The following is a 24,891-nucleotide window of genomic DNA, read 5'->3' on the forward strand; positions in this document are numbered from 1 at the left end:
ATTTCTTTTATATGAAATAGGATTTTTTATTTGTAAACCCTTTCATTTTCAAATTAGCGTAAATATTTTAAAAATTTATATAATTCCTCTTGTTACGTACTTTTAAAGCTGTTATGATTGTGAACATTATATTTCTAAAAACACCTAAGAAGGAGCGCAGCATCATGAAAAAAATTCTTTTGGTCATATTAATTGTTTTGCCATTTGCAGCTCAGCTAGTCGTCTTGCCGTTCGTCAACAGGATTGACCCTATTATTTTAGGATTGCCGTTTCTTCAATTCTGGTTGTTCTTATGGATTGTCTTAACTCCTTTTTGCACCTTTGGCATCTATCAACTTCAGAAATCACAAGGAGGCTTGGATTAAATGCAGCAGGGAAATCTTACAGCACTTTCAATCACAATTTGTATTATCTTAACCGTTGTTCTTATTGGGTTTCTTGCCGGCAGAGACAAAGCTACCCGCAGTTCTGTAGAGGAATGGTCTGTCGGCGGACGCCGGTTTGGAGGTCTTCTAGTCTGGTTTTTAGTCGGAGCTGATCTCTATACAGCCTATACGTTTCTCGGATTAACAAGTACTGCATATACGGCAGGAAGTTTGGCTTTCTTCGCAATTCCATACTCTGTTCTTGCGTATTTTATCTCTTACTTTTTCCTGCCGAAACTATGGAAAGTAGCCAATCATCATAAACTCACGACGCTGGCTGACTATGCCCGTGAGCGTTTTGATTCTAAGTTGCTTTCGTCTCTAATCGCTATCGTTGGTGTACTTATGCTCATTCCGTATATCTGCCTGCAGCTAAGCGGTATTCAAGATACCCTTCAAGTAGCTGGGACAGGCTTTATCAATGTAAAAGTGGTCGTGATCACATCGTTCTTTCTTGTTGCACTTTATACGTTTTTCAGCGGAATTAAAGGACCCACTTATACAGCAATCATTAAAGATGTGCTCGTTTGGGCAATCATGCTGTTTATGGTCGTCTCTCTTCCGATCATGCACTTTGGCGGCTGGAACCCGATGATCGATAAAATCGTAACTGAAGCACCTCAGCTTCTGACGATTCCTACCGAAGGGCCAAAAGGCATCCCATGGTTCATTACGGCTTCATTCGTTTCAGCTCTTGCTTTGTTCATGTGGGCTCACGCTGCAACTGGTGTGTTCACAGCAAAAAGTGCTGATGCCATCCGTAAAAATGCCTTATATCTGCCGCTTTACAATATTGTTTTAATTCTTGTTGTCTTTTTAGGATTCATCGCATTTTTAGTTCTGCCGGACGGTACGGATCCACGTTTTGCATTATTAGCATTGATCCAAACTTCATACGGCGGAATCGGACAAGGGTTGGCTTATTCAACCATTGCACTTGCATCCCTTATCCCATGTTCAATCATGGCGATCGGTGCATCGAACCTTTTCGCAAACAACATTTATCGCGATTTGATTAATCCAAAAGTTAAGGGTGCAAAGCTTACAATGATCACGCGCGGAATGGTGTTCGTTGTAATTGGATTAGCTTTATTATTCGGACTAGTGTTCCCGCAGGCGCTTGTATCGCTTCAATTGTTGGGTGTATCCGGCATGGTACAGATCTTCCCGGCTATCGTAGTAAGTTTATTTTGGAGAAATCAAACGAGAGAAGCAACAATCATCGGCTTGCTTGTTGGACTCGCGGTAACATTCACTGTCTATTCAACTGGAACATCACTTGGAATTTACGAAGGATTCTGGGGTTTGATGGCGAACTTTGCTGCAATCGTGGTATTGAATCCACTGTTTGTTAAAAAAGCGAAGGTATCTACAAACGATGTCAAAGATTACTTGTTTGGAAGAAAGTCTAAGGAAGTAGATCTAGTGCGTAAAGGCGCGTAAATTGGAAAGAGGATGACTTTTTATGGTCATCCTCTTTTTTATATTTTATCTAGGATCATAAAAAATTTTGAAGGCTCTTAAAATTTTTTGAAGGCTCATAAATTTTTCTGAAGGCCCATAAATCTCTCTGAAGGCTCATAAATTTATTTGAAGGCTCATAAACACAAATTTAATCTCTAGTGCCTCTGCTTTCGCTCCTGATACTGCATCATTTTTTGATTAAATCGCATGCCGAGTACTTTAAAGTAGATGGAAAAGCCGAAAATACCACCTAAATAGATGACATGAAACAAAATCAGCATGTTATAGAACGCTTTTGTGCCGATCACGAACCAATCGAACAACTGCGACATTACAAAGAGTACTGCACCTAATAAAAAATACTGAATCAGCAGTTTGCTCACAGCAGATAACTTCACTTTACTGTCTTCATTCCAGAATATATATTGAAGACACGTTACAAAGATGCTCAAAAAGAAGATCTGCACGACCATCTCAAATGAAATTTCACGAACGCCCAGCATAAATCCGAACACCACATAAATAATGATCCCTGCTGAGAAGAACAATCCAGCCATCGTTTTAAAAACAAGTGTATACTCCATTATTTTATTCCACATCTCAATTCCTCCTTTTTAAAAACCTAACTTTTCTTTTAACCCAGGAACATACTGACGGGAGACGATCATGTTCTCACCGTTCTCAAGCGTCACTTCTACCCTTCCTCCAAGTCGAGGAGTGAGAGATTTAATTTTGTCGAGGTTCAAGATTGTCGCTTTGGTTGACCGAAAGAAATTCCCGTCACCAAACAGCTCCTCAATCTGATAAAGCCGCATAGAAACTTCATAAACCGCTTGCTTTGTATATGCGAAATTCTTTTTATCAACGGATTCAAAATAAAAAATATCGCTTGGCAGCAGCAGATGAATTTTCCCATCCAGCGTCCCCAAAATTTTTCTTTCCAGGGACCTTATTGAAGTTAGTACTTGAATGACTTCATCGTTCAACTCTTTGCACTTTACGATAATTTCCAGCTCATCCTGGTCATCATTCTCATGAATGGTTAACTTCATCTCTCTTATGTCCTCCTTCCGTTTTAAGGACTGTTAAGCTTGTGTCACCAGTATATGCCAGCTGCATCCTGCCGTAAATCCAATTCGAACCGACCTGCATAGAGGAGTTACTAAGTTGCATATAAGCGGGAATGAACATATAAAGTGCGTAAAAATTGCTAAACAGCATAAAAAAAGAGCGTTTTTCAAGAAACGCCCTCTTGTTGAGGAAGAACAGCTCATTTTGCTTTAAATACTTAAGTCTGTTCACAATAATTGCAGGGTAATGATAAATTTATGGAAGGTAATCTGGAATAATTGCACGGTAATCTTCAATAATTGCACACATACAGAAATTTATAGAAATTTCGACAAACCCACAACTAAAATATACTGTTCTAATTCAAATTACATCAAAATATTAATACCCGAATGCTTCTTTTACAATATCCAGCAGTACTGTATTGCGATCGGTTTGTACTTTTCCTTTGTTATCCCAATTTACTAAGTAGTATGGAAGGTGCAGAACATCTTGCAGCCGCTCCTCCGTTAAAAAGTCAGATGTAACTTTTAACTTTATATCCTTTGCATCGACTGGAAGATTTGTAGCCAGAATATAGCCCCAGTCTACTCCATCTTTTGTCGAGAAGTTGTGGAACGGTACAGTAAAAAAGCCAGCTTCTTGCAAGGTGGTTTCAATGCTCCACATGTATTCCGGCATCCAGCTCGAAGTGGAGCAGGCAATGGAGATCGCACCTCCTGGATTTAAGTGATCTTTTAACTGATTGTAAAATTCAAAAGTAAATAATCGTGATAGACTTGGACATTTAGAGGTTGGCTCTGGAATATCTACGATGATGACATCCCATGTTTCTGTGCTATTTTCAACAAAATTTCTTCCATCTGCAATAACGGTCTCTACTTTAGAATGATTCAGTGATCCCTTGTTGAACTCTACTAATCGGTCTAAGTTCTTTCCAAAGTCTATCATCACATCATCAATATCAATCGTTGTTACCTTTTCAACATCCTCATAACGCAATGCTTCTCGTGTAGTAATTCCGCCTCCGCCGCCAATAATCAAAACACTTTTGACGTTTTTTGCTGCGGCCATCGGGACGTGAACAATAACATCCGCGTACTCGTCCTCATCACGAGTCGTGCTGAACATCACATCTCCATTGCTGTAGATCCACATTTCACCATCCACATCTACTAATGCAATTTTCTGTGTGGGTGTATTAATTTTACGGATAACCCGAAAATCCCCCTGTGGTTTCTGATCTTCATTCATATAACTTTTAATTGATCCTTTTCCAAAATAGCGCCAATAAAACCAGCCAGCTGCCTCTGTGAAAAGTATGGCTGCTGCACCTAATGCTAGCCAATATAGTTCATTCATATATACACTTCCCTAAATTTTTAAACAAGCTTAATTTCATTCATATTCACAAGATGGACAAGTGGTGTTTAAAAGCAGAGACACCGAACAAAAGATAGGCGCAAAAGTTAGGCATCTGCATAGACTATTGCGACTTTATTTTTTTGGAGGTACGTATATGAGCTATATGAATCCACAAGATCAGCAATCGAGCGGACAGCAGCAAGCACTTCAGCTTTCTTTGCAGCTTATCAGAGAAGCTGTCGCTGGAGAACGAGAAGATCAATTGTTTTATGAATACTTAATTTCTGTAGCACCGACAAACGAAGAGAAATTAATTATCGCATCAATCCGTGATGATGAAAAAAGACATAACCGTCTGTTCAGAAAAATTTATAAAGATCTTACGGGGCAAGAGGTGCCACAAACAGCTGGTGAAGAATTTCAGCGGCCAAAAACGTATAAAGACGGCCTTGTAAAAGCACTTTTTGGGGAATTAGCCGCCGTTGAGAAATATCGTGTGATCAGGCAAGGTCTGCCAAACACGTATTATCGCGATATTTTATTTAATATCATTACGGATGAAATTAAACACAGTGCAAAATACAATTACTTATTTACGCTTAACAGCCAGCCGGGTTCATCCCGCAATCCAGATACCCAAACGCAAGTACAGTCTGAAACGCAAATTCCAACACAAACTCAGTCACAAAGTACAGCTGACCAGTGGGTAATGTATATTGACCCATTGGTGAAAAGAGCTTTGGAAGAATCGAAGGAAGGCATTAATCTCACTCATCTATTTCAGGAATTTATCCTTTCTGGTGTATTAGTCGGGCAAGGTTTTACACCTGAAGAAGCGATTGAACTTGTTGAAAAGTGGGAGAAAACGGGCGAATCTCAATTGTTAAAAAAGAGCAAGATGTTGGGAAACCAACCCAGAATCAAATAGAGGAGGAGAGATATGGAGGAAGCACAGGAATATACAAAGCCATTCATTGGCGATCAATTTCCGGAGGTGACAGTTCATACCACCCTTGGGGAACTTGTCCTGCCAACAAGCTATCAAGGTCATTGGTTTGTGTTATTTAGCCACCCCGGTGATTTTACGCCAGTCTGCACAACGGAATTTGTCGCTTTTCAAAAACTGATGCCTGAATTCAACAAACTGAACACGTACTTAATCGGTTTATCGGTTGAACAGGTTTTCGCACATATAAAATGGATTGAATGGATCAAACAAAACCTAAAAGTAGAGATCACGTTCCCCATTATCGCTGATAGCCTTGGAAAAATAGCTGCTAGGCTCGGAATGATCCATCCGACCATGGGAACACGAACGGTTCGAAGCGTGTATATTGTCGATCCTACAGGAAAAATCCGTCTCATCTTAACGTATCCAGATTCTATAGGACGGAACACCCATGAAATTTTAAGGGCAGTTAAAGCCTTACAGACGGCAGACAAAAATAAAGCAGCGACTCCTGCAAACTGGCCGAAGAATGATCTGATCGGCGACCGTCTCATTGTTCCCCCTGCTAACACAGTTCAAGAAGCCAAAAAACGGGCTGAACAAGCACAAGCAGGAGAAATTCAGTGCTATGACTGGTGGCTATGTACGAAGCCGCTTAACAATATGTAGAGGCAGCCTATTAAAGGCTGTTCTTTTTTTGCAGTTCACAATATAGTATTTAGTAAATTATTTTGATAAGCTACATACTAAACTTAATAGAAGTTTTTTCAAAGAAATCAGGTGTTGAAATGGATATTAAACAATTGCAATATTTTATCGAGGTTGCCAAATATAATAGTTTTACCCGTGCTGCTGAGGAACTGTTCATCACTCAGCCAACGATAAGTAAAATGATCAAGAATTTAGAAGATGAACTAGGATTGGTTCTATTTGACCGCTCCAGCAGAAAGAAGCTGATTTTAACCGATGCAGGACGAGTTATTTTTGAACAAGCAAAGCTCGTTGATAAAGCATTTAACAACTTGGAATCTGAGATGGATAATTTGCTGGGACTACAAAAAGGGCATGTTCGCATAGGATTGCCCCCCATTTTTGACTCCCGTCTCTTTCCAAAGCTGGTTGGAAGTTTTCATGAGAAGTATCCAGCGATAACGTTCGAGTTGATGGAGGATGGCTCAAAGAAAATCGAAGAAGAAGTAGCTAATCACCATCTGGATATTGGGGTTGTTGTCCTTCCTACAAATAACGATATTTTTCAATATTTTTCTTTTATGAAGGAAGATTTACAGCTTATTATTCATCCAGATCACCAGTTAGCACAGAATGAATCGGTTAACTTATCTGATCTAAACAGCGAATCCTTTATACTGTTTAATAAAGATTTTGTTTTGCATGACAGGATTATCACTTCTTGCAACCGTGCAGGTTTTAATCCTCATGTGATCTCGGAAAGCTCACAATGGTCGTTCATCGAAGAAATGGTCGCCTGTAAACTAGGTGTTTCTTTATTGCCTGAAAGTATTTGCCGGCATCTTACGACAAAAGTGAAAACCATCAAAGTTGTGAACCCATCAATCGGATGGGAACTCGCACTTATTTGGAGAAAGGATCAATATTTATCTTTTGCAGCAAAAGAATGGCTGCGTTTTGCAAAAGAACAACTTTAATATATATTCAAGATGATTCCACAGAGAATCATCTTTTTTATGCAGTCAGGGTATAATTGTAAGCATTTACATAGATAACAGCTATGTTCTAAATGAAAAATAACCATTTTACTCCATGTTAATTTCGGCGTACACTTGCCTTGTGAATGGAAATTTCCATTCGGGAAGGACTGATTCAAATGAACAAAAAGAAAGCGCGAGAAAGCCGCATCATTAATACTGACCAGGTTATGTCCCTGGATTTAAATAATTATAATACGTTATTCGGCGGGGTTTTAATGAGAAAACTGGATAACAACGCAACCTTATCAGCACGCAGACATGCTCGAGTAAAAGAATGTGTAACAGCTTCAACCGATTCAATCGACTTTTTACACCCCATCCATCAAACAGACTCTGTCTGTATAGAATCATTTGTTTCATATACTGGCAAAAGCTCTATGGAGATTTTTTGCAAAGTAATTGCTGAAGACATGATAACAGGCGATCGAAGAATAGCAGCAACAGCCTTTTTAACGTTCGTAGCTTTAGGAGAAGATAAAAAGCCTGTTGATGTTCCGCAAGTTATACCTGAGACAGAAGAAGAGAAATTCTTATATGAAACAGCACAAGAAAGAGCTGAAGTCCGAAAGCTGCGACGTATGAAAAGTAAAGAATTAGCAGCTGTCATTTCTCTGGATAAACCTTGGGATATAAAAGAGGAGGTATTCGCATGATCACATTATGCAGTCAAAACGAACTAAAATCGGCACAAGCTGCACTCAATAAATTAGAGCAATCCAATCCTGAACTTTTCGAAAAGCTAATTGATGTTATTAACCTTACCCGTGCTATCCAGCTGAAATATCAATATATGGGTTGTCTTATCATGAATGAGGACCCCGGAAACGCCAAACCTCAATTTGTTATTGGTTCTGTTATTCGTTTGTATAAAAAAGAAATGCAAAAATTAACTAGCGACAAGAATATTGAGGAGTTAAGAAAAGTCTTCTTAGAATATAAACATACTGGTTATTCTAGACTTAGCCAGCTTGCTCTAGGAAAAGCACCTGAATCGTTAGCAGGCAGCTCAGCTATCATTCAATGAACATAGGTAAACCTGAGTACAGATTTTTCGCACTCAGGTTTTTTTATATCGTTTTAATTTTGGTTATAAAATAATAATATTTGTAGACAATAATAAGAAGCAGCACTACCCTCACAATCGTACTATCCGCCATTATAAAAGCCACTGCAATCATGGCATCAGCAAACAGATTAATCGTGATTTTCTTTTTTCTCGTCATGGATTTTTCTTTTATAAATTCTTCTAAATGATTTTTGTATATCGATGTTCCTTTGAACCATCGTTCAAACTTTTTAGAACCTTTTACAAAGAAGTAAGATGCTAGAAGAAGTAAAGGTGTTGTCGGGATAAGCGGCAAAATGATACCTACGATTCCTAAACCAAGAAATAAAAATCCCAGGGACACATAAAGCATATTCTTGATTTTCACTGAGATTCTCACTCCTTTCATCTCTAACTATCTTACCTTCTTTATTCATGTATGGCTATTGATTCACGTTTTTATATAGCAGGCGCCTTTCTTTTCTCAACGGGGCATTTTCAAAAAATGATATTTCCTCTTCTGTTTCCGGAATAACACTAGGTACAGGAGTTGGTTTTCCATCCTTATCAATCGCAACCATCGTAAGAATAGATGTCGTGTTTAATGTTCTGTTCCCCGTCTCTAAGTTTTGGCACTCAACTTTCACGTACACTTCCATTGAGGTCCTGCCTGTTGAAATGACAAACCCTTCAAGAATTAAAATATCGCCAACTTTTGCAGAAGATAGAAAGTTAACATTATCAATAGAGGCCGTAACAACAACCTTTCCGCTATGTTTCATTGCAGAGATCGCTGCGATTTCATCGATATACGATAAAACCGTTCCTCCAAAAATCGTTCCCATATGATTTGTATCCGGAGGTAAAACCAGTTTCGTTTGAATCGTTCTTGAGACATTTGATGATAATTGCTGTACCATACCATTCCTCTTTCTAGAGCTTTCATGCTCCTTTTTTAGTGGCGGGAATTGGAACGACAAAATAAATACCCATCACAAAGGATGGGCAGGCTTGAATACTCAATAGAAACAATCTATTTAAATATCCTCGTCCTATCTTCCCAACTCCCGAAGAAGATCAACACTATAAACATGGCAGGTCTCCTGACTCATGCCTCATCCTACTCTAAGCCCTTCCCGTCTTTAGACAGTGGTTTTGCTTATTTCGTCAGCACTTACAGTTGCGGGTACAGCTCTGGATTTTCACCAGATTCCCTATTAAGTCTGTAACAGACACCATGATTACCGGATGAATCTATGAAATTATAAACTTCTTTTTTTATTATAAGTTGCTGTTAGATCAGTGACAACTACAGCCAATTTATATCAGAAATAATTCATTACATTAATCCCTTTCTTTGAACCCGGACTGTACAACAAAATGAGCAATCTACAAAAAACTCAAGCATGTTTCAGCTTGAGTTTTTCTGCGTTTTATTAAATGATCATCCTCTTTATTTCAATCCCTTCATTACAAACGCTACCAGGCGCCATGCCCCATCACCTAGTTCGCTAGAAATTTCAAGATCAATTTCCTTTCCTGTACTTCCTCCATCCAATTCAAAGCTGAGCCATTTAAATTGACCAGGATCCAAAGCATAGCCAGCCTCAGCTAATAGTTTGTTGTCTGATCGTATGATGGTGTTTGCAGATCCATAAACGGAATCACCAGTCAGGAAGTAAACTTTGTGGATTCCAGCAGGTACGTTTACTCTAAAAATAGTAAGCTCTTCTCGTGATGCTATTAAATCACGTTGCAATGCATCAGCATTACCTCTATCTCTAGCAAATGGTGCCGTACCAACCCATCCGTATCCGTTTGAAACTTCCCATGTATCTTCAGGAACCAATCTCTTGTATGTCGGAAAAATTGGCGTGGAGCTGCTTCCACCGTCTAAAGCAAGCTGAACATTTTCACCTGATAATGCTGATACCACTTGAATGTCCCGCGGCGGACCATATACGGCTGTTTCTCCAGCATCCACTTCTACACGAAGCCTTTCTGCTGCAGGCATTTCTGCAGGAGGAGTTACCAACACATCAAATACAGACTCGTCTGATGGTTCAAGTACTTTTGTTACGCTCTCGCTCTTCCATCCAGTTGGAACAGGAATGTTCACGCTTACTTCTACTTGCTTTGCTGTACCATTACTTAATGTCACTTTAACAGGGCTTGGCTGACCTGCCATCATGGTGTCAGCTGCAATACGAGTAATGTCTACACCACCGATTCTGACTGCTCCTGCTTTTCCATTTTTCACTGTAAAAGAAGCAAGCGTTACTGCAACAGCGTCTGGATTACTTGGAGAAGACACAACTCGATAATCGGATTCCCACGAATTATGTGTGACATGGCACTTCACATACCCCCGATAATCCCCATCAAAGAATTTTACATGCTGATTAACAGAAAGTGCTTCTTCTATCTGATTTTTCCATCCACATCCTGAACTTATTGACGTTCCGACAAATTCTGTTGCCAAGGTTTTAGAGCTTGAGTCGTTAAAATCTTCCTTCAGATCGTTTACCCAGCTTGAGTGCCAGTCACCGCTCAGAACGACCGGATTAGAAGGCTCATATTTTTTAATAAAAGAAAATAGACGGTCTCGATCTGCAGAATAACCATCCCATTGGTCGTGATTAACGCTGATTCCTTCACCTGGGTCATAATCGTACTGTGCCATCATAGTCTGCTGAGCGATTACGTTCCATCTAGAACGTGAATCCCGAAGATTTTTCAAGAGCCACTCTCCTTGTTCAGATCCAACAAGCGTTCGGTTAGGATTTGACGCTTCAGGATCAAGAGGTCCACCAGGAAAGCCGCTTCCTACTTGATTATCCCTGTATTGCCTCGTATCTAAAATACTAAATTCTATTAAGCTGCCAAACGTAAACTTACGGTAAAGAAGCATGTCTGGACCGTTCGGCTTCGACCTTCGTCTTAGCGGCATGTGTTCATAATACGCTTGAAAAGCTGCTGCGCGAACAGCGAGGAATCGTTCACGCTCACCTTCCGGATAATTCGGATCAGAAATATCATCAGACCAATCATTGTCTACTTCATGGTCATCAAATGTAACAATAAACGGGAACTTGGCATGTGCAGCCTGTAAATCCTGAGATGTTTTATATTGTGCATGAAGCAGTCTATAATCGGTAAGTGTTTCTGTATCTCCTTTTTCATATATGTAATCTCCTAAATGGAATACAAAATCAAGGTCCTCTTCGACCATATTATGATACGCAGCAAAACGGCCACCCGTCCATGCCTGACACGATGCAATGCCAAACGTTAGACTCTTAATATCCGCATCACGCTGAGGTGCTGTTTTTGTTCTTCCTACTGGACTAATTTCATTACCTGCCTTGAAGCGATAATAGTACTCTTTTCCTGGTTTTAACCCATACACTTCTGCATGAACGGAATGTCCAAGCTCAGGCGCTGCAATCTCCTTTCCAGAAAGAACGGTTTTATTGAACGCTTCATCGTAAGATATTTCCCACTGAACGGAAACATACCTGTTTTCCATTCCGCCTTTTCCATCCTCTGCAAGAGGATTAGGAGCGAGTCTTGTCCAGAGCACTACGCTGTCAGGAAGAGGATCCCCAGAAGCAACACCTAGGGTAAATGGATTGCCTGTAAAAACTGGAACAGCTTCAATCTCTTCAGTTTGATTAATTGCAGGAATAGATAGTCCGATAGCAGTTGCCGCAGCAGATTTACCAGTCGCTTTAAGGAAGTTTCTGCGATTCATTTTTTCAAGATTAAACTCTTTTAACCATTTCTCAAAACCCAACATAACCCACTCCTTTAATACTTTTCTTGTATAACAATTAGATTCTATGTAATGAAAATAAATTCTCCGTTACAGAAGAATAAAGAATTGTAAAAAAAACCGTTAAAACAACAAAAAAGCCCTTGAGAGAATCAAGAACTTTTTACAGATTATGTTATTCTAATTTGGATTTAGTTATACTTGAATTCTACTTTCTCGCAATCTTTTATCTAAGCTGAAGAATACTTTCTTTAACCTTTCACTAGGTATATTAGTATATTGGTCGCCTATGTTAACTTCAAAATAACATACAGATTCACTAACTTCTCTTAGGGACCCCGTTAAACCGATTTCTATTTCTTTATATAGTTCTAAGAGGATAGACTCAACCTTATTTTTTGGTACTGTAAAATAAACATGGAACATATTTGAGACAGGTTCTAACGGAACAGTTTTAACACAATAGCACTGATTATAAAGCGCTGCGAGCTCTTTCGCTTCTTCATAATATTGCTCCATCTTATTAACTCTCTGGTCAAAGTAATAATTTGCACTGATAATGTACGGATAAAGAGAGATCAAGTCACCACCGTGGCGTCTTTTCCATACCTTTGATTCGTCCGTAAAATCTTTAGGACCCGCAAGAATAGCTCCTGCTATGCCTCCAATTCCTTTATAGAAAGAAACATAAATACTATCAAAAAGAGAACAAATTTCTGCTGCAGACTTTTGGTAGAAAGGTAGAATTTCAAATAATCTTGCCCCATCCAAATGAAGTTTAATTCCTTTATCCCGGCAATAATTTGAAATAGCCGCAAGTTCCTCATATTCCGGAAGCTGACCGCCAATTTCACGCTGAGGCAGTTCCAGCAGCAAGCAGGAGATCTCCTCTTTCATATTTACAACATCATTAAGAGTAATTACTCTTTTCTTATCTGCTAGAAGAATTGGTTCTATCCCGTGCAATTTTTTCAAACCATCTTCTTCATGAATCTCCAGATGGGATAAGGGATGATAAGCTACCTTTTTTAAACGCTTTTGATCACACCAGATTCTTAATGCGATCTGCTGCGCCATTGTACCGCTCGGAAAAAAGACAGATGATTCTTTTCCTAAGAACTTTGCTATTTTTTCCTGAAAGTCATCAATGACTTTGCCATTTCCGTAAACATCACTTTCAAGTTGGCCATCTATTGTATCCATAGCTTCTTTCAACACTGAAATATCTCGTTTACCATGACCTGAAATTTGATATTCAGTATCCTTAAAAGCTTCTAACAATGGGTTTTCTTGACTCATCCAGCTCACTCCTTTCCATATACCAAATGATAGATTAAAAACTTTTCATATGGATTTTTCTCGTACAGTTCTGGCAGTACGATTTCCTCTTTCAACTCAAATGCTGTTTGATTCTCTAAAAAATAAAGATATTCCTCTGGTGCATAATATAATATTAATTCGATTCCCCTCGGTTTTTTCTCTAAAGAACGTAAGATATTATTGATTGTTCTCATGAAGATCTGCAGAGAAAATGGATTAAAAAAATAAAACCGATTATCTTTAGAATCGATTTTGTATTCTTCTGCTAAGCAGCATTGAAAATGAATGGTTTTCATTCCTTCTCTATGTTTCTTTATATAATCCTTTTTGTTCTCAAGTGCCTCTTCATAAAAGGTTTCATCCATTTCAATTCCTATAGCGGATGCCCCAAACAAGTGATGCACGAAGAAGTTCAATCGGCCTTTTCCACATCCAAAATCAACTATGCGGTCACTGCTCTTTAACATATAGTGTTCAAACAGTGTTTCCAGAGCTTCATAAGGAGTAGGTTCATAACGGTTATAATGCATCGAAGGATGGAATCCCTTTTGATTACCGTGTGTATGAATGTTGAGTAATTGATCATAATATTGTTCTTTCATGATGGAAGACTCCTATTATTTATACGTCTAATCCTATAATAACAAAAATCCTCTCACACTTATTCAAAGCATTTATTTGAGTTTCTCCGCATATATTTTTATGGCTTTTCCTGCAAATCTTTTTGCTTGTTATTTTTAAGGTTTTTCTTAATACTGATGAAAAAACTTGCTGCAAGCATCACAAATCCATTCACAAAGGTTACAAATCCAAAGAAAAACCCGCCGTATCCGGCACCTTCTCCAATATCGGCTATTAGTTTAAGTATTAAGGCACCTGTAATAAAAGCCATTATAGGAGCTAATATCATTAAGAGGAGGCCTGAATAAAACAACTTTAATCTCCCGCTTTGATTGGCTTTTACAGCCGTATAGTTCAGCAGCAGAATAACGATGAAATATGACCAAAGAATTACACTGTCCATCTATGTTTCCTCCTATCTTTTAATCTAGTTTAGATTAGTTTATCCATAATGGAAACATATGTAACACGAATGCTGATTATTAAACTACTGCAAAAGATGAATTGACATTGTTGAACTTTGTACTACACTTGTAGAAAGTTTAAAGAATGTCTCCGGACACCAGGAACGCTAACAAAAATAGAATTGGAGGACACATCATGTTATTTCTTATTTTATTAATAGGTGTACTGTTAGTTGTAATCGCTACCACGAAATTTAAGCTGCATCCGTTTTTATCTTTGATTCTAGGTACCTTCTTTGTAGGAATCGCTTCCGGCATGCCTTTAATGAAGATTGTTGAAAACGTTAACACTGGCTTTGGTGGTCTAATGGGAGGAATCGGTCTCGTTATCGTTTTCGGAACGATCATCGGAACCATACTTGAAAAATCCGGAGCCGCTCTTCGTATGGCAGAAGTGGTTCTTCGCGTTGTCGGACCGAAACGTCCTCAGCTCGCTATGAGTATGATCGGCTATATTGTTTCTATTCCTGTTTTCTGTGATTCTGGGTTCGTCATTTTGTCTTCTTTAAGAAAAGCACTCGCAAAACGTGCAAAAGTAGCTGTTGCTTCGATGTCTGTCGCTCTTGCTACCGGTTTATATGCCACACACACGCTCGTTCCTCCAACCCCTGGTCCTATCGCAGCCGCTGGTAATATTGGTGCAAACGGATTTTTAGGAACGATTATTATCATTGGACTAATTGTTGCCATTCCCGCTACCATTGCCGGCTATTTATGGGCAGTAAAAGTGGCCGATAAAATTGAAGTCGAAGATGACGGTGAAGAATTGAATTACGATGAGATCGTCTCTTCGTTTGGTAAAATGCCTTCCACATTTTTATCCTTTTTACCGATCGTGCTTCCGATTGTATTAATTGGTATTGGTTCTGTTGTGACCTATCAAGGTGCAAAAGGAAACATTGCAAACTTCTTTCTTTTCTTGGGAAGTCCGCTTGTGGCTTTATTAGCTGGTGTGATTGCAGCCTTCTTCTTGCTGCCGAAATACAACGAAGAAACGATGACAAAATGGGTTGGAGAAGCGCTGTTAGATGCCGCTCCTATCTTACTAATCACTGGAGCCGGCGGAGCATTTGGAGGAGTTATTAAAAATACAGGCATTGCCGATATCATTCAAAGCTGGTCCTTAGGCGATATTTTCAGCGGAGCGTTATTCCTGCTCATTCCGTTCTTGATTGCAGCTGCGCTAAAAACAGCCCAAGGGTCTTCGACAGCTGCACTCGTTATTACATCTTCACTCATCGCGCCCATGCTTCCTGGTCTCGGTATTGAAGGAGCCGTTCCGCTGGCGCTGGTCGTTATGGCAATCGGAGCAGGAGCAATGACAGTAAGCCATGTGAACGACAGCTTCTACTGGGTAGTAACAGAGTTTACAGGAATGAAAGTAACAGATGCCTATAAAGCACAAACGATGGCTACTCTTCTCCAAGGCGTTGTTACGATTGTATTCACGATGATCTTGTGGGTGATTTTGGTTTAAACTGTTTAAACATTGTTGCTCTTGTAAGTGGTTAATTTCCGTTACAGGATGCTCGCTTTCTGCGGGGCGGGCGGTGAGCCTCCTTGCGCTTTGCACCTTTAGGAGTCTCACCAGTCCCACTCGTCCCGCTGGAGTCTCGCACCTTTCACTCCAATCAACTAGTCAATGTAGAGAATGAATCACAAGCAACGATCTTTTAGAGAATAGGCAAATTAAAAGACAGAGACACGGTTGCTAACGGGTTCTCTTTTGAGGGAGAAAACAAGAAAAAACAAGCCAAATCGAATAGCAATTAGCACTATAAATCGCAATGTAATTGTTTGCGGTTTTTTCATTGATATAAAAGGATTTTGGTGAAAATAAACCACATATATTACCTTAATCAGCACCCTAATTCGCATAGGTTTTAGCAAGCTGACAATAACTATTGTCACGCTGCGATTTGGTATGCTAATTTACTTGCTAAAAGACTTACCAATTTTAGCGAAAAAGGATTAAGAAACGATTAAATCGAATATATATTAAGGGTTAAAATATGGGATACCATATTCAACAAACGTAGCAGGATTGTGGAATAAACACTATTGGAGGATGTAATGGGATACATTAGGGATTTAAGAAAAGTAGTGGGTAGTCGCCCTCTAATTATGGCTGGTGCGTGTGTAATACTTGTAAATAGTAAAAATGAATTATTATTACAACTTCGTAAAGACAATAATTGTTGGGGATTAGCTGGTGGTTCTTTGGAGATTGGAGAAACATTAGAACAAGTAGCTAAAAGGGAATTATTTGAAGAGACGGGATTGAACGCAAATAATTTAATTTTATTCAATGTTTTTTCAGGACAAGATTTTTACTATAAATATCCTCACGGTGATGAAGTATATAATGTTGTATCTGCCTTTGTATGTAGGGATTATGAAGGTGTATTGAGAAGAGAAGAAAGTGAAGTTCAGGATTTAAATTTTTTTAAGTTTAATGAACTTCCCCCAAACATTAGTCCACCTGATTTACCAATAATAGATGAATATATTAGAAGTGCTTATTAAGCTAACGGGTGCTTTAATTGAATAACGGCATAAGAAAACGACCAGACAAAAATCTGGTCGTTTTTAATGTCATTTGCATATCCAATTATAGTGCTATTCAATATGCTAAAGGGCTTGTGAAATATGATTTTCTCCTCCAAAAGAGAACCCGTTACACGGTTGCGCTCTGTCTTTTTTAATCTTCTTTCGCCCCGTCTTCTGCAATCGCTCTTAAGTCTGTGTAGAAAAAGTCATCGGTGCACAAAGGGGAATGTTCTTTTTTATCTTCGTACTTATTGACGATTTCTTTTAATTCCTCTGTATCGCCCTTAGCATTAATAATTTCAACAAGCTGGTTTAATCCATCAGAAGTTTCTTGATTTACTTTTTCTTCTTCTTTTTCTTTCATCTTGCATCCCTCCTATGATTTTTTATGTTCCCCAAAAAGAAAAGAATTACACAGGATAAAAAAAGCCCCTTCTTCAACAGGGGCTTGCATTTAATTCTTTTTAACCGGTAACCCTTCTTTTCGCTAAGCTGAAAAACCAGGGTTTACCGTGAGTTCACTTTTGAAAACAAAGGATCTCTAGACATTTATCAAGTGTTACTGGATACAAATTATACAGTGGAAGATGCAAAGTCTGATAATACAGATGACTTTGCTAATCTCATTAAAGTAACCATCATGTACAACACAAGCAACGCTACGGTTCCTGTGGTTAAAACAACACTAGCTCAGCTTAAAGAACAAATTCCACATTTAACAGTGATCGACGAGTTTGTCGGAAGCACACAGCGCCCTGACGGAATCCCTCCTGGCGAAAAAGAAAAAATGTTCGTGTTATTCCAGTTTGTCGATAACACAGAAGATCAATACCAATTCCAAGGCGATAAACTTCAAGTCGATTGGACATTTAATCCGAAGCAGGCACCAGGAACTTATAATGATGATACAGATCCAGAGAATAACTAAGATTAAGAAAAAAAGACTGATCCAGAATGAAAGATCAGTCTTCTTTTATTTTGTCTACAACCCTTGTCTTTTAACCGTTACTGCCTCACACATCACATTGTACATCTTCTCAACACCAACCTCTGATGCCTCAAAGTCGTAAGCATTGTCTTTACTAATTCCCAAACTCTCCGCTTCTTCTGCAGCGTCAATGTTTGCTCCCATAAAAATAAACTCCCATCTGTATTTTTCTTGCTGATGTTTAATCAGTTCTTTTACTTTTTCATAGGTGAACTCACGACTCGCGTTCTCCATGCCATCTGTTGTGATCACAAAAATAACGTTGCCCGGTCTTTGTTCCTCTGGTGTCTTTGATAATCGGTGTCCAACATCTAAGATGGTTTTACCTGCTGCATCCAATAATGCTGTTGTCCCTCTGACAAAATACTCTTTAGATGTTAATTTCACTTTCGTAGCATCTTTTCCGTTCCACAACAATTCATATTGATCATCAAAAAGAACTGTGGTGACTAGCGTGTCTCCCTCCAACTGGCATTGCCTCTCAATAAAAGAATTAAATCCACCAATTGTATCGTTTTCTAATCCAGACATAGACCCGCTTCTATCCAACAAAAAAATAATCTCCGTTAAATTCTTATTCATCTTCATCATCCTCCAAATTTGTTTGTCATGCTATAATAATAGCTGCACTTATCCATAATTTGGTCGCCTGTGAAGCGACATTTTGGAGGCTGATCTTATGCTGGATCAAAAGATAATTAAAGAATTAGAAGCTTATATAAATGACCACTTAATTTATGAGCTACAAGAAAGTATGTACTACACCGATATGAAGGCAGAAAGTCTTCATATTGAGTTAGATGATTTTATAAGAAACAATCGAAAACCCACTCTTCAGGAAGTTCTTTTCGGTTTTATTGATCAAAAAGGCGTGAGTGACAGTGAGGTCTATAAAAGTGCTGGTATTGACCGCAAGCATTTTTCAAAGATTCGATCGAAGGCTGATTACCGGCCAAAGAAAAATACTGTGATTGCTCTTGGGCTTGGGCTTACACTTAATGAAGAGGAATTTGAACAGCTGCTCGATTCAGCCGGTTATTCACTTTCTGACAGTGAAACAAGCGACTTAGTCATTAAATTCTGTTTAAACAAGGGGATTTATGATGTTATTCAAGTCAATGAGTATTTAGATTACTTTAGTCAGAAGACATTAGTGTAGATAGGGGATTTAGAAGATTGATTGGTATACCTCGGCAATACCCATACTGGTATAATCGATTGAGAATCCCACGATAAATAGGAATAATCACACGTTAATTAAAATATTCCCACGTTAGATCACCATAATCCCACGTTAATCTGAAAATAACCACGAGATGACATTTTGCGACAAGTTTCGCTCCGGTATACCTCATCTATAACTAAAAAGACAACCCTAAAGTTGTCTTTTTACCTTCTATTTGATATCTTCAATTGCTCCAGCTACATCATAGCTGCTGGTATCAATTTCGGTTTGCTGATTGAGAGCTAGCTTAGCGAGTTCCGCGCCAAGGTAAGGACCGCTTGTTAAACCGGATGCTCCTAATCCGTTGGCAAGCAGGATGTTCTCAAAGTTAGGCAGAGGACCGATCACCGGTAAGAATCCAGGCGTAAATGGCCGGAATCCAACTCGTGTCTCGATTATAGTACTCTCTGCCAAACCAGGCGCAACAGTTAATGACTTTTTTAAAATTTCATGGACTCCACCCGCTGTTACGCGATTATCAAACCCCGCTTCATCCTCGTGTGTTGCACCGACAACGACTCTCCCACCTTCAAATGCGAGGATATATTGATTGGTAGGAGGCATTACAACTGGCCAAGAGCTTGTCTCAGTCTGAGGCAATTCCAGATGAACGATTTGAGCCTTTTGCGGTGTTACTTTGAAGTTAACACCTAACGGCTTCAGTAATTCTTGTGACCATGCGCCTGCCGTAACGATGACTTTGTCTGCCAGCAGCGTTTTCCCCTCTAGTTTTATTCCGAGGACTCTATTGTTTTCATGAAAGATTGTTGCGTCACCATTTAATAGACTAGCTCCGTTCTTAACAGATGCACTGATTAATGCATTTCGCAGTGCTCTTCCATTCACACGAGCACCACCGCTCACAAAAACAGCTCCGTATTCATCTGCAATAAGAGGAAATAAACGTTTTGTTTCAGTAGGCGAAAGGACAGTGACCTCCCCAATCTCAGGAGCGTCTTCTCTCCGCTTGATCGCTCTTTCCGCCATCTTCTCCAACTTATCCGTGTCTGAATGAAGACTTATTGCACCTACTTGTTTATAACCTGTTTCCGTTTCGCCGTCTGCTTCCAACTGCGCAATCAATTCCGGATAATAGCGAGCACCGCCTTTTACTAATTGATACCAGGCTTTGTTCCGGCGCTGCGAAAGCCATGGACACACGATGCCTGCAGCTGCATCTGTTGCCTGCCCCTGATCTCGACGATCTACTAAAGTAACATCAGCCCCTGATTTTGCAAGGTGATATGCTGTAGATGCGCCGAGTATTCCAGCTCCGATCACTATAACTTTTTGCATATAAACATTCCTTTATTACATATGTATTTTTGTTATAAGTTTAACTGTATTATTTCATAAAATAAAACGTAAAAAACCCTGATTTTCTGCAGGATGATATTAAATGCAATAACGAACAACAAAAAAGAAGCAGGTTAATCCTGCTCCTCTTCATTAATCAACTCCGGGGAACCAACCAGGGGTACTCACAATAGCCTTCCATAAGGGATCTGGAACGACTAGTTCCTCTTGTTTCGTTTTATCAATCTTAGTAACGATCTCTGATTCTTTTCCTTGTTCAATTTTTTTCACAAAATCCGGGTCAATAATAAGCTCTCGGCCGAGCGCTATTAAAGGTACTCCTGTTTTAATTGCAGCAAGTGCATCATCAGCAGTGTAGATTGAACCAACACCAATAACTGGTACGAGATCTCCCACTCTTTCATTGATAATCTCAATACGAGGACGTTTATCTTCAACTCCACGTCTTGGCTCTGACCAGAAATCCATCAGGGAAACATGAAGGTAATCCAGCTTTTTTACACTTAATGCATCTACAAGTGCTAGTGTATCAGCCATCGTGATCCCTGGTGTTGTAGGTTCTTCTGGTGAAAAACGATAACCGACGAGAAATGAATCATCTGCGTGTTCAGCAACTGCTTTTTTAACAGAGTCAACTACAGCCAGGGGAAAAGCCATACGTTTTCCTAAAGAACCACCCCATTGATCTTCACGGCGATTAGCGTGAGGCGAGAAAAACTGCTGAATTAAATATCCATTTGCACCATGAATCTCAACGCCATCGTAACCTGCCTCGATTGCCCGTCTTGTAGCTTCTCCAAAATCCCGAATAATAGATTCCACCTCATGAGCATCTAATGATCGCGGAACTGGTTTACCTTCTGCGGATGGTATGTCACTTGCACTTACGACATCTCCGTTTGGGACAAGCTCAGGGGGAACCTCCCGTCCTCCATGAAAAATCTGGAGAATAGCCTTTGAACCTTTCGCTTTTATAGCTGAAGCCAATTTCCGCAGACTAGGAATCATTTCGTCCGTATCACCCGCAAACTCACCCGGGAACCCTTTACCGTTCGCTGTAACGTTTGTACAGGCTGTAATGACCATACCAACACCTTCAGACCGTCGCTCATAATAACGGATCTCTTGGTCGGTTACCGTCCCATCGGGGTTAGATGAGAAATTCGTCATTGGAGCCATAATTAAACGGTTTTTTAACTCAATACCATTTTTAAAACTAAAAGGGTTAAACAGTAGCGCATATTTCTGGTTCATTAAGTTCTCTCCACCTTTAATTACTTTCTTTTTTTTAGTAACTATTATAATAATACCTAGTACTCACAAAATCAAAAGATACGATTCATCGTTTTAGGAATGAATTATAAAGGGAACAGTATTCTTCTAAGGACATGAAAATCCGTGGTTTTCGTATTCTCCCCTACTAATCAGGAGGTAAAACATGAAAATTATCGATTCAGCCAAAAGATTTATTCGCAGCAACTGTTGATGCATATTTGATTGCCTTGACTACTCTTCTTTTAATCATCGTTGCCGGCCGATTAAACAAAGTCTCTGCCTGCTCCTTTCCCTTCTCTTCTTTGGAGTTCATTTGCCACTTTTCTATCATGGACGATATATAGCTTAAATTAAAAAGATCTAGCCCGAAGACTAGATCTTTTTGTTAATAACCAGAAATGGCGACATTTTGATTTTGAAGGTTAAAGCGGTTTTCTTTCCAAGCCAGTGTGTTCACCACATAACCGAGTGCATCCGCATTATACCTGCCTGCTATTTTTTGATACGCCGTCAGCTCATAGACTCCATTAGAATCAAAATCTACGGGATATAACCCGCTTACTGGATTAACAAAGCCCTCAATAGGGTTTTTCAATTTTCCATTTGCATCATAAATTTCGCTCAAGTACTTTGGATCTCTTAAAGAAATATCAATTAAGTATGTGAGATTATTAATCTTACTGACTACTTTCACTTTGTAGTTGTTTTGGAACTTAACATCATACTGAAATTGCTCGTTATATGCCTTAAAATTGAATATTAGCTGCGGGTTATTATTCAAGAAAGAATAAACGTAGTCATATGTGAACGCGCCGCTTCCCCCTGAGTCAATGCGTATTAAAATATCGTCCACACCGTTACCAGTAAAATCCCCTAAAAATAACGTGGGGTTATAACCAGCATTTTCGGACAAATCCACCGATTTATATGCACCTGTTCTTCCATCTTGTACGACAAGCGTAATGTTTTGAATAAAGGGACTGTCAGGTGTTTTTGTTCCCGTTAAGTACACGTTGTCAGGGACCTTATCTCCCGTTACATCACCTCTGGCAAAAGAAACGACGCTTGGATCCACTCTGTAATAGTTATACATATAATTGCCCCTTGCCTAATGGACTTTAATTATATTCTATGGGCTGTAAGGGATACTGGTGTATGACAAACAAAATGTGTTTAACTAATAAAAGTACCCTTTCTTAAATTACTTTTAAGAAAGGGTACATTATTACTCTAGAAATTGTATTTTTTACTTCTTTTTCTTTCCTTCGTTAAAACTATAGAAGAATTTAGCTGAAATAGATCCATCTTCATTTTCGACAATGTCTGTTACATGAATTCCAGAGTCAGCTGGTGTTGAACTATAACCTTTCCAGAAGTAATAAGATCCTGTATGCACGTTTGAAGAATTTGGAGTCAGCTTAGAACCTGTTTTAAAGAAGTCACCTGCATCTCCGCGATTCGCATACTTTTCTAAATCATATTGACCGTCAGCTTGCAGAACAGATAATCCATAGTGTGTAACAACTGTTCCATCTTTAGCTGTTTCTGATTGGTTGTACTGGAAGCGTTTATTCATCCAGTTTTCAACATTATTCGGACGGAAGCCTGCAGTTTGATATAGATTAATAATATTTTCATCTACATGCCATGCCATTAACCCATGAGAATCTTCACCTTGACGGTATAATCCTTTGTTAAAACCGTCTTGCTGAATATTTTCAAACAAGAAGTATTCCGTACCATTTGAACCTGGCACTTCCATTTTTACAATACCATTATTATCATCTGCTTTATTAATAGCTGGTAATGTAATTTCTTGAACTCCGCTCTCAGGTTTTACTTCTATAGGATTAGCCCATCCTAAGAATATTTTAGAGAATGGATCGAAGTGTGTTGGCGAGTTACCAGAGTATGCTGGTTTATTCGGAAAGCGCATCCATGAACCGCCTGCCATCATAGAGTAGTTTCCAACACCTTCAGAAGTATAAAGTGTGTCATAGAAATCCGGTAATCCAAGAGCATGTCCAAATTCGTGAGCATATACTCCGGTTTGAGCAGGGAACGGACCTTGTTTTAATTCTTCCTTATAACTATTTGTCGCAGCATCAAACCCTGCAACGTTTCCGCCGATACCAGGCTGGATGTTGTAGTTATTTACGATGACGCCGTCATACGTCATATCTTCTGCATAAGTTTTCTTAATCCATTCAGCTTGAGTCATACCTTCATACACATCTGCAGGTTTACCAGTTTCATAGTATTTACCATAGTAAAGAGCGCTTAATACATTCCACTTGTGAGACCAGAACTGTGCCGGGTCACGGCTGAATTCAGCTCCTGTTCCTTCATGGACGACGAAGATATTTGGAACTTCTCCATCCTCTGCATATTGTGAAAAATCTATTTGATCATCAGCTGCTTTTAGTAAATCACGTATAAATTCACCAGTGTGAGCATCCCCATTTACATTCCCAAAAACGTATTTACCACCTTCAGCATACTTGCCTTCCTGGTCTAAATAATAGGAAGCTCCTTTAGGCATTTCCACCCATGCAAATTCAGTATTTTCTTTTCGGACTAAATTAACTTTTCCATAACTGGACTCTTTGTAGGCATTTTGCATAGTGCGGTCCTTTGGTACATTCAGTCCATCATATTGTTTAAATTGGTTTAATTCATAAGGATTATATTCATTTCCAAATATTAAATCCTCATAGTATTTCGCTGGAACTTGACCGGGCATATCACCAACCGGCTCATCACCATCTGGATACTTTGCTAAGATTACAAGTACCGGTACATCGCCAGTAGCTTCGTTATAAGCAACATGGTTATCACCGGGTTGTTGAAACTTTTCTCCATGTTTAGCAATCTTTTCAGCTGGATCAGCTTTGGAGATATCAATATTTAATTCTTTGGCCCTTTCAACTAATTCAGGTGAAGCACCAACATAATGAGCTAAGTTTAAATCGTATGTATGTTTTGCTTGTTCATGAACATTATCTGGTTGATAACTAGTGAATGTAACACTACCAACTAATGCTAAAGATAAGCCTGCCTGAGACAAAATTTTCAACAAGAATATCACTCCTCATTTTTCAAATCTCATACAAATAGAATATATCTGAATTATTAGTATATTAATAGAGAATTAAATCTACCTATTTCTACAAATTAATTCATATAGTAACGATTAAGAGGAGTTGCTACAGTATAAGCTGAATTTTATTGTCATATAATAGTATTTCCAGTCTAAGAATGTTGAAAAGTTTTAGGGTAAAACCAAAAATAAAATCTTTTACAAGAC

Annotated in this window: 25 protein-coding genes, 2 pseudogenes and 1 riboswitch; of the genes and pseudogenes, 12 read left to right on the forward strand and 15 right to left on the reverse strand. The window is 39.0% G+C overall.

All coding sequences use genetic code 11. The annotated features are described in order from the left end of the window. Window positions 1-164: 164 nt before the first annotated feature. Complete coding sequence (locus UN64_RS17050; protein ID WP_425590125.1) at window positions 165-365, forward strand: DUF3311 domain-containing protein; 201 nt, start codon at window positions 165-167, stop codon at window positions 363-365. Beyond that, window positions 366-1,868: a sodium:solute symporter family protein gene (locus UN64_RS17055; RefSeq protein ID WP_077364984.1), complete on the forward strand. Its 1,503-nt coding sequence runs from the start codon at window positions 366-368 to the stop codon at window positions 1,866-1,868. Window positions 1,869-2,044: 176 nt separating this feature from the next. Here the strand turns inward: UN64_RS17055 and UN64_RS17060 are convergent, their stop codons facing one another. From UN64_RS17060 to UN64_RS17070, 3 genes are all read right to left on the reverse strand, one after another. Continuing rightward, window positions 2,045-2,488: a hypothetical protein gene (locus UN64_RS17060; protein WP_077364987.1), complete on the reverse strand. Its 444-nt coding sequence runs from the start codon at window positions 2,486-2,488 to the stop codon at window positions 2,045-2,047. Window positions 2,489-2,503: 15 nt separating this feature from the next. Further along, on the reverse strand, window positions 2,504-2,941 hold the full coding sequence (locus UN64_RS17065; protein ID WP_077364990.1) for a LytTR family DNA-binding domain-containing protein: 438 nt from the start codon (window positions 2,939-2,941) through the stop codon (window positions 2,504-2,506). A gap of 400 nt (window positions 2,942-3,341) precedes the next feature. Then, window positions 3,342-4,322, reverse strand: a complete 981-nt coding sequence (locus tag UN64_RS17070; RefSeq protein ID WP_077364992.1) for a spermidine synthase — start codon at window positions 4,320-4,322, stop codon at window positions 3,342-3,344. Between the two features lie 157 nt (window positions 4,323-4,479). Here UN64_RS17070 and UN64_RS21310 point away from each other — a divergent pair, with 157 nt between their 5' ends. From UN64_RS21310 to UN64_RS17095, 5 genes are all read left to right on the forward strand, one after another. Further along, a complete protein-coding gene (locus tag UN64_RS21310) occupies window positions 4,480-5,253 on the forward strand; it encodes a ferritin-like domain-containing protein (RefSeq protein ID WP_245802068.1) in 774 nt (257 codons plus the stop codon). Between the two features lie 12 nt (window positions 5,254-5,265). Beyond that, complete coding sequence (locus UN64_RS17080) at window positions 5,266-5,943, forward strand: peroxiredoxin (RefSeq protein ID WP_077364994.1); 678 nt, start codon at window positions 5,266-5,268, stop codon at window positions 5,941-5,943. A gap of 119 nt (window positions 5,944-6,062) precedes the next feature. Further along, window positions 6,063-6,941: a cidABC operon transcriptional activator CidR gene (gene cidR / locus UN64_RS17085; protein ID WP_077364997.1), complete on the forward strand. Its 879-nt coding sequence runs from the start codon at window positions 6,063-6,065 to the stop codon at window positions 6,939-6,941. 179 nt (window positions 6,942-7,120) lie between these two features. After that, window positions 7,121-7,657 carry an acyl-CoA thioesterase gene (locus tag UN64_RS17090; protein ID WP_077365000.1) on the forward strand — a complete coding sequence of 179 codons (537 nt, stop codon included), beginning with the start codon at window positions 7,121-7,123 and terminating at the stop codon, window positions 7,655-7,657. Then, window positions 7,654-8,028 (forward strand): hypothetical protein, encoded by a 375-nt coding sequence (locus UN64_RS17095; RefSeq protein WP_077365003.1) that lies wholly within the window; start codon window positions 7,654-7,656, stop codon window positions 8,026-8,028. The genes UN64_RS17090 and UN64_RS17095 overlap by 4 nt, the downstream gene beginning before the upstream one ends. A 43-nt stretch (window positions 8,029-8,071) precedes the next feature. Here the strand turns inward: UN64_RS17095 and UN64_RS17100 are convergent, their stop codons facing one another. The 6 genes from UN64_RS17100 to UN64_RS17125 form a co-directional block, all read right to left on the reverse strand. Beyond that, the gene (locus UN64_RS17100; RefSeq protein ID WP_171978956.1) at window positions 8,072-8,437 is read right to left on the reverse strand and encodes a YbaN family protein; all 366 of its coding nucleotides are present in this window, start codon (window positions 8,435-8,437) and stop codon (window positions 8,072-8,074) included. Between the two features lie 55 nt (window positions 8,438-8,492). Continuing rightward, window positions 8,493-8,969 (reverse strand): acyl-CoA thioesterase, encoded by a 477-nt coding sequence (locus UN64_RS17105; RefSeq protein WP_077365007.1) that lies wholly within the window; start codon window positions 8,967-8,969, stop codon window positions 8,493-8,495. Between the two features lie 156 nt (window positions 8,970-9,125). Then, a riboswitch (cobalamin riboswitch) is annotated at window positions 9,126-9,304 on the reverse strand. A gap of 198 nt (window positions 9,305-9,502) precedes the next feature. After that, window positions 9,503-11,848 carry an alkaline phosphatase D family protein gene (locus UN64_RS17110; RefSeq protein ID WP_077365010.1) on the reverse strand — a complete coding sequence of 782 codons (2,346 nt, stop codon included), beginning with the start codon at window positions 11,846-11,848 and terminating at the stop codon, window positions 9,503-9,505. 171 nt (window positions 11,849-12,019) lie between these two features. Then, window positions 12,020-13,123 carry a threonine aldolase family protein gene (locus UN64_RS17115; RefSeq protein WP_077365013.1) on the reverse strand — a complete coding sequence of 368 codons (1,104 nt, stop codon included), beginning with the start codon at window positions 13,121-13,123 and terminating at the stop codon, window positions 12,020-12,022. Between the two features lie 5 nt (window positions 13,124-13,128). Next, window positions 13,129-13,746 (reverse strand): class I SAM-dependent methyltransferase, encoded by a 618-nt coding sequence (locus UN64_RS17120; RefSeq protein ID WP_077365016.1) that lies wholly within the window; start codon window positions 13,744-13,746, stop codon window positions 13,129-13,131. Window positions 13,747-13,844: 98 nt separating this feature from the next. After that, complete coding sequence (locus UN64_RS17125) at window positions 13,845-14,168, reverse strand: hypothetical protein (RefSeq protein ID WP_077365018.1); 324 nt, start codon at window positions 14,166-14,168, stop codon at window positions 13,845-13,847. Between the two features lie 197 nt (window positions 14,169-14,365). Between UN64_RS17125 and UN64_RS17130 the strand changes: the two genes are divergently transcribed. Together UN64_RS17130 and UN64_RS17135 are read left to right on the forward strand one after the other, a co-directional pair. Then, window positions 14,366-15,706, forward strand: coding sequence for a GntP family permease (locus UN64_RS17130; RefSeq protein ID WP_077365021.1), 1,341 nt, complete (start codon window positions 14,366-14,368; stop codon window positions 15,704-15,706). A gap of 596 nt (window positions 15,707-16,302) precedes the next feature. Continuing rightward, window positions 16,303-16,755, forward strand: coding sequence for an NUDIX hydrolase (locus tag UN64_RS17135; protein WP_077365024.1), 453 nt, complete (start codon window positions 16,303-16,305; stop codon window positions 16,753-16,755). A 175-nt stretch (window positions 16,756-16,930) separates the two neighbouring features. Here the strand turns inward: UN64_RS17135 and UN64_RS17140 are convergent, their stop codons facing one another. Continuing rightward, window positions 16,931-17,143, reverse strand: coding sequence for a hypothetical protein (locus tag UN64_RS17140; protein ID WP_077365027.1), 213 nt, complete (start codon window positions 17,141-17,143; stop codon window positions 16,931-16,933). Between the two features lie 153 nt (window positions 17,144-17,296). Here UN64_RS17140 and UN64_RS17145 point away from each other — a divergent pair. Then, window positions 17,297-17,707 (forward strand): annotated as a pseudogene (locus tag UN64_RS17145) (TasA family protein); the annotation flags it as partial. A gap of 54 nt (window positions 17,708-17,761) precedes the next feature. On the opposite strand, the gene UN64_RS17150 reads toward UN64_RS17145, so the two are convergent. Beyond that, complete coding sequence (locus UN64_RS17150; protein WP_077365033.1) at window positions 17,762-18,349, reverse strand: vWA domain-containing protein; 588 nt, start codon at window positions 18,347-18,349, stop codon at window positions 17,762-17,764. 97 nt (window positions 18,350-18,446) lie between these two features. Between UN64_RS17150 and UN64_RS17155 the strand changes: the two genes are divergently transcribed. Continuing rightward, window positions 18,447-18,926: a hypothetical protein gene (locus UN64_RS17155; RefSeq protein ID WP_077365036.1), complete on the forward strand. Its 480-nt coding sequence runs from the start codon at window positions 18,447-18,449 to the stop codon at window positions 18,924-18,926. Window positions 18,927-19,163: 237 nt separating this feature from the next. On the opposite strand, the gene UN64_RS17160 is transcribed toward UN64_RS17155, so the two are convergent. After that, window positions 19,164-20,288, reverse strand: coding sequence for an NAD(P)/FAD-dependent oxidoreductase (locus UN64_RS17160; protein WP_077365038.1), 1,125 nt, complete (start codon window positions 20,286-20,288; stop codon window positions 19,164-19,166). 153 nt (window positions 20,289-20,441) lie between these two features. Then, complete coding sequence (locus tag UN64_RS17165; protein ID WP_077365041.1) at window positions 20,442-21,563, reverse strand: NADH-dependent flavin oxidoreductase; 1,122 nt, start codon at window positions 21,561-21,563, stop codon at window positions 20,442-20,444. 206 nt (window positions 21,564-21,769) lie between these two features. On the opposite strand from UN64_RS17165, the pseudogene UN64_RS21315 reads away from it, so the two are divergent. After that, window positions 21,770-21,938, forward strand: a pseudogene (locus tag UN64_RS21315) (tryptophan-rich sensory protein); the annotation flags it as partial. Window positions 21,939-21,969: 31 nt separating this feature from the next. On the opposite strand, the gene UN64_RS17170 reads toward UN64_RS21315, so the two are convergent. Together UN64_RS17170 and UN64_RS17175 are read right to left on the reverse strand one after the other, a co-directional pair. Further along, the gene (locus tag UN64_RS17170; RefSeq protein ID WP_077365044.1) at window positions 21,970-22,677 is read right to left on the reverse strand and encodes a spore coat protein; all 708 of its coding nucleotides are present in this window, start codon (window positions 22,675-22,677) and stop codon (window positions 21,970-21,972) included. Window positions 22,678-22,830: 153 nt separating this feature from the next. Next, complete coding sequence (locus UN64_RS17175; protein ID WP_077365047.1) at window positions 22,831-24,663, reverse strand: M6 family metalloprotease domain-containing protein; 1,833 nt, start codon at window positions 24,661-24,663, stop codon at window positions 22,831-22,833. Window positions 24,664-24,891 lie beyond the last annotated feature (228 nt).

Origin of the sequence: Fictibacillus arsenicus (assembly GCF_001999465.1) — a bacterium.
GTDB lineage: Bacteria > Bacillota > Bacilli > Bacillales > Fictibacillaceae > Fictibacillus > Fictibacillus arsenicus.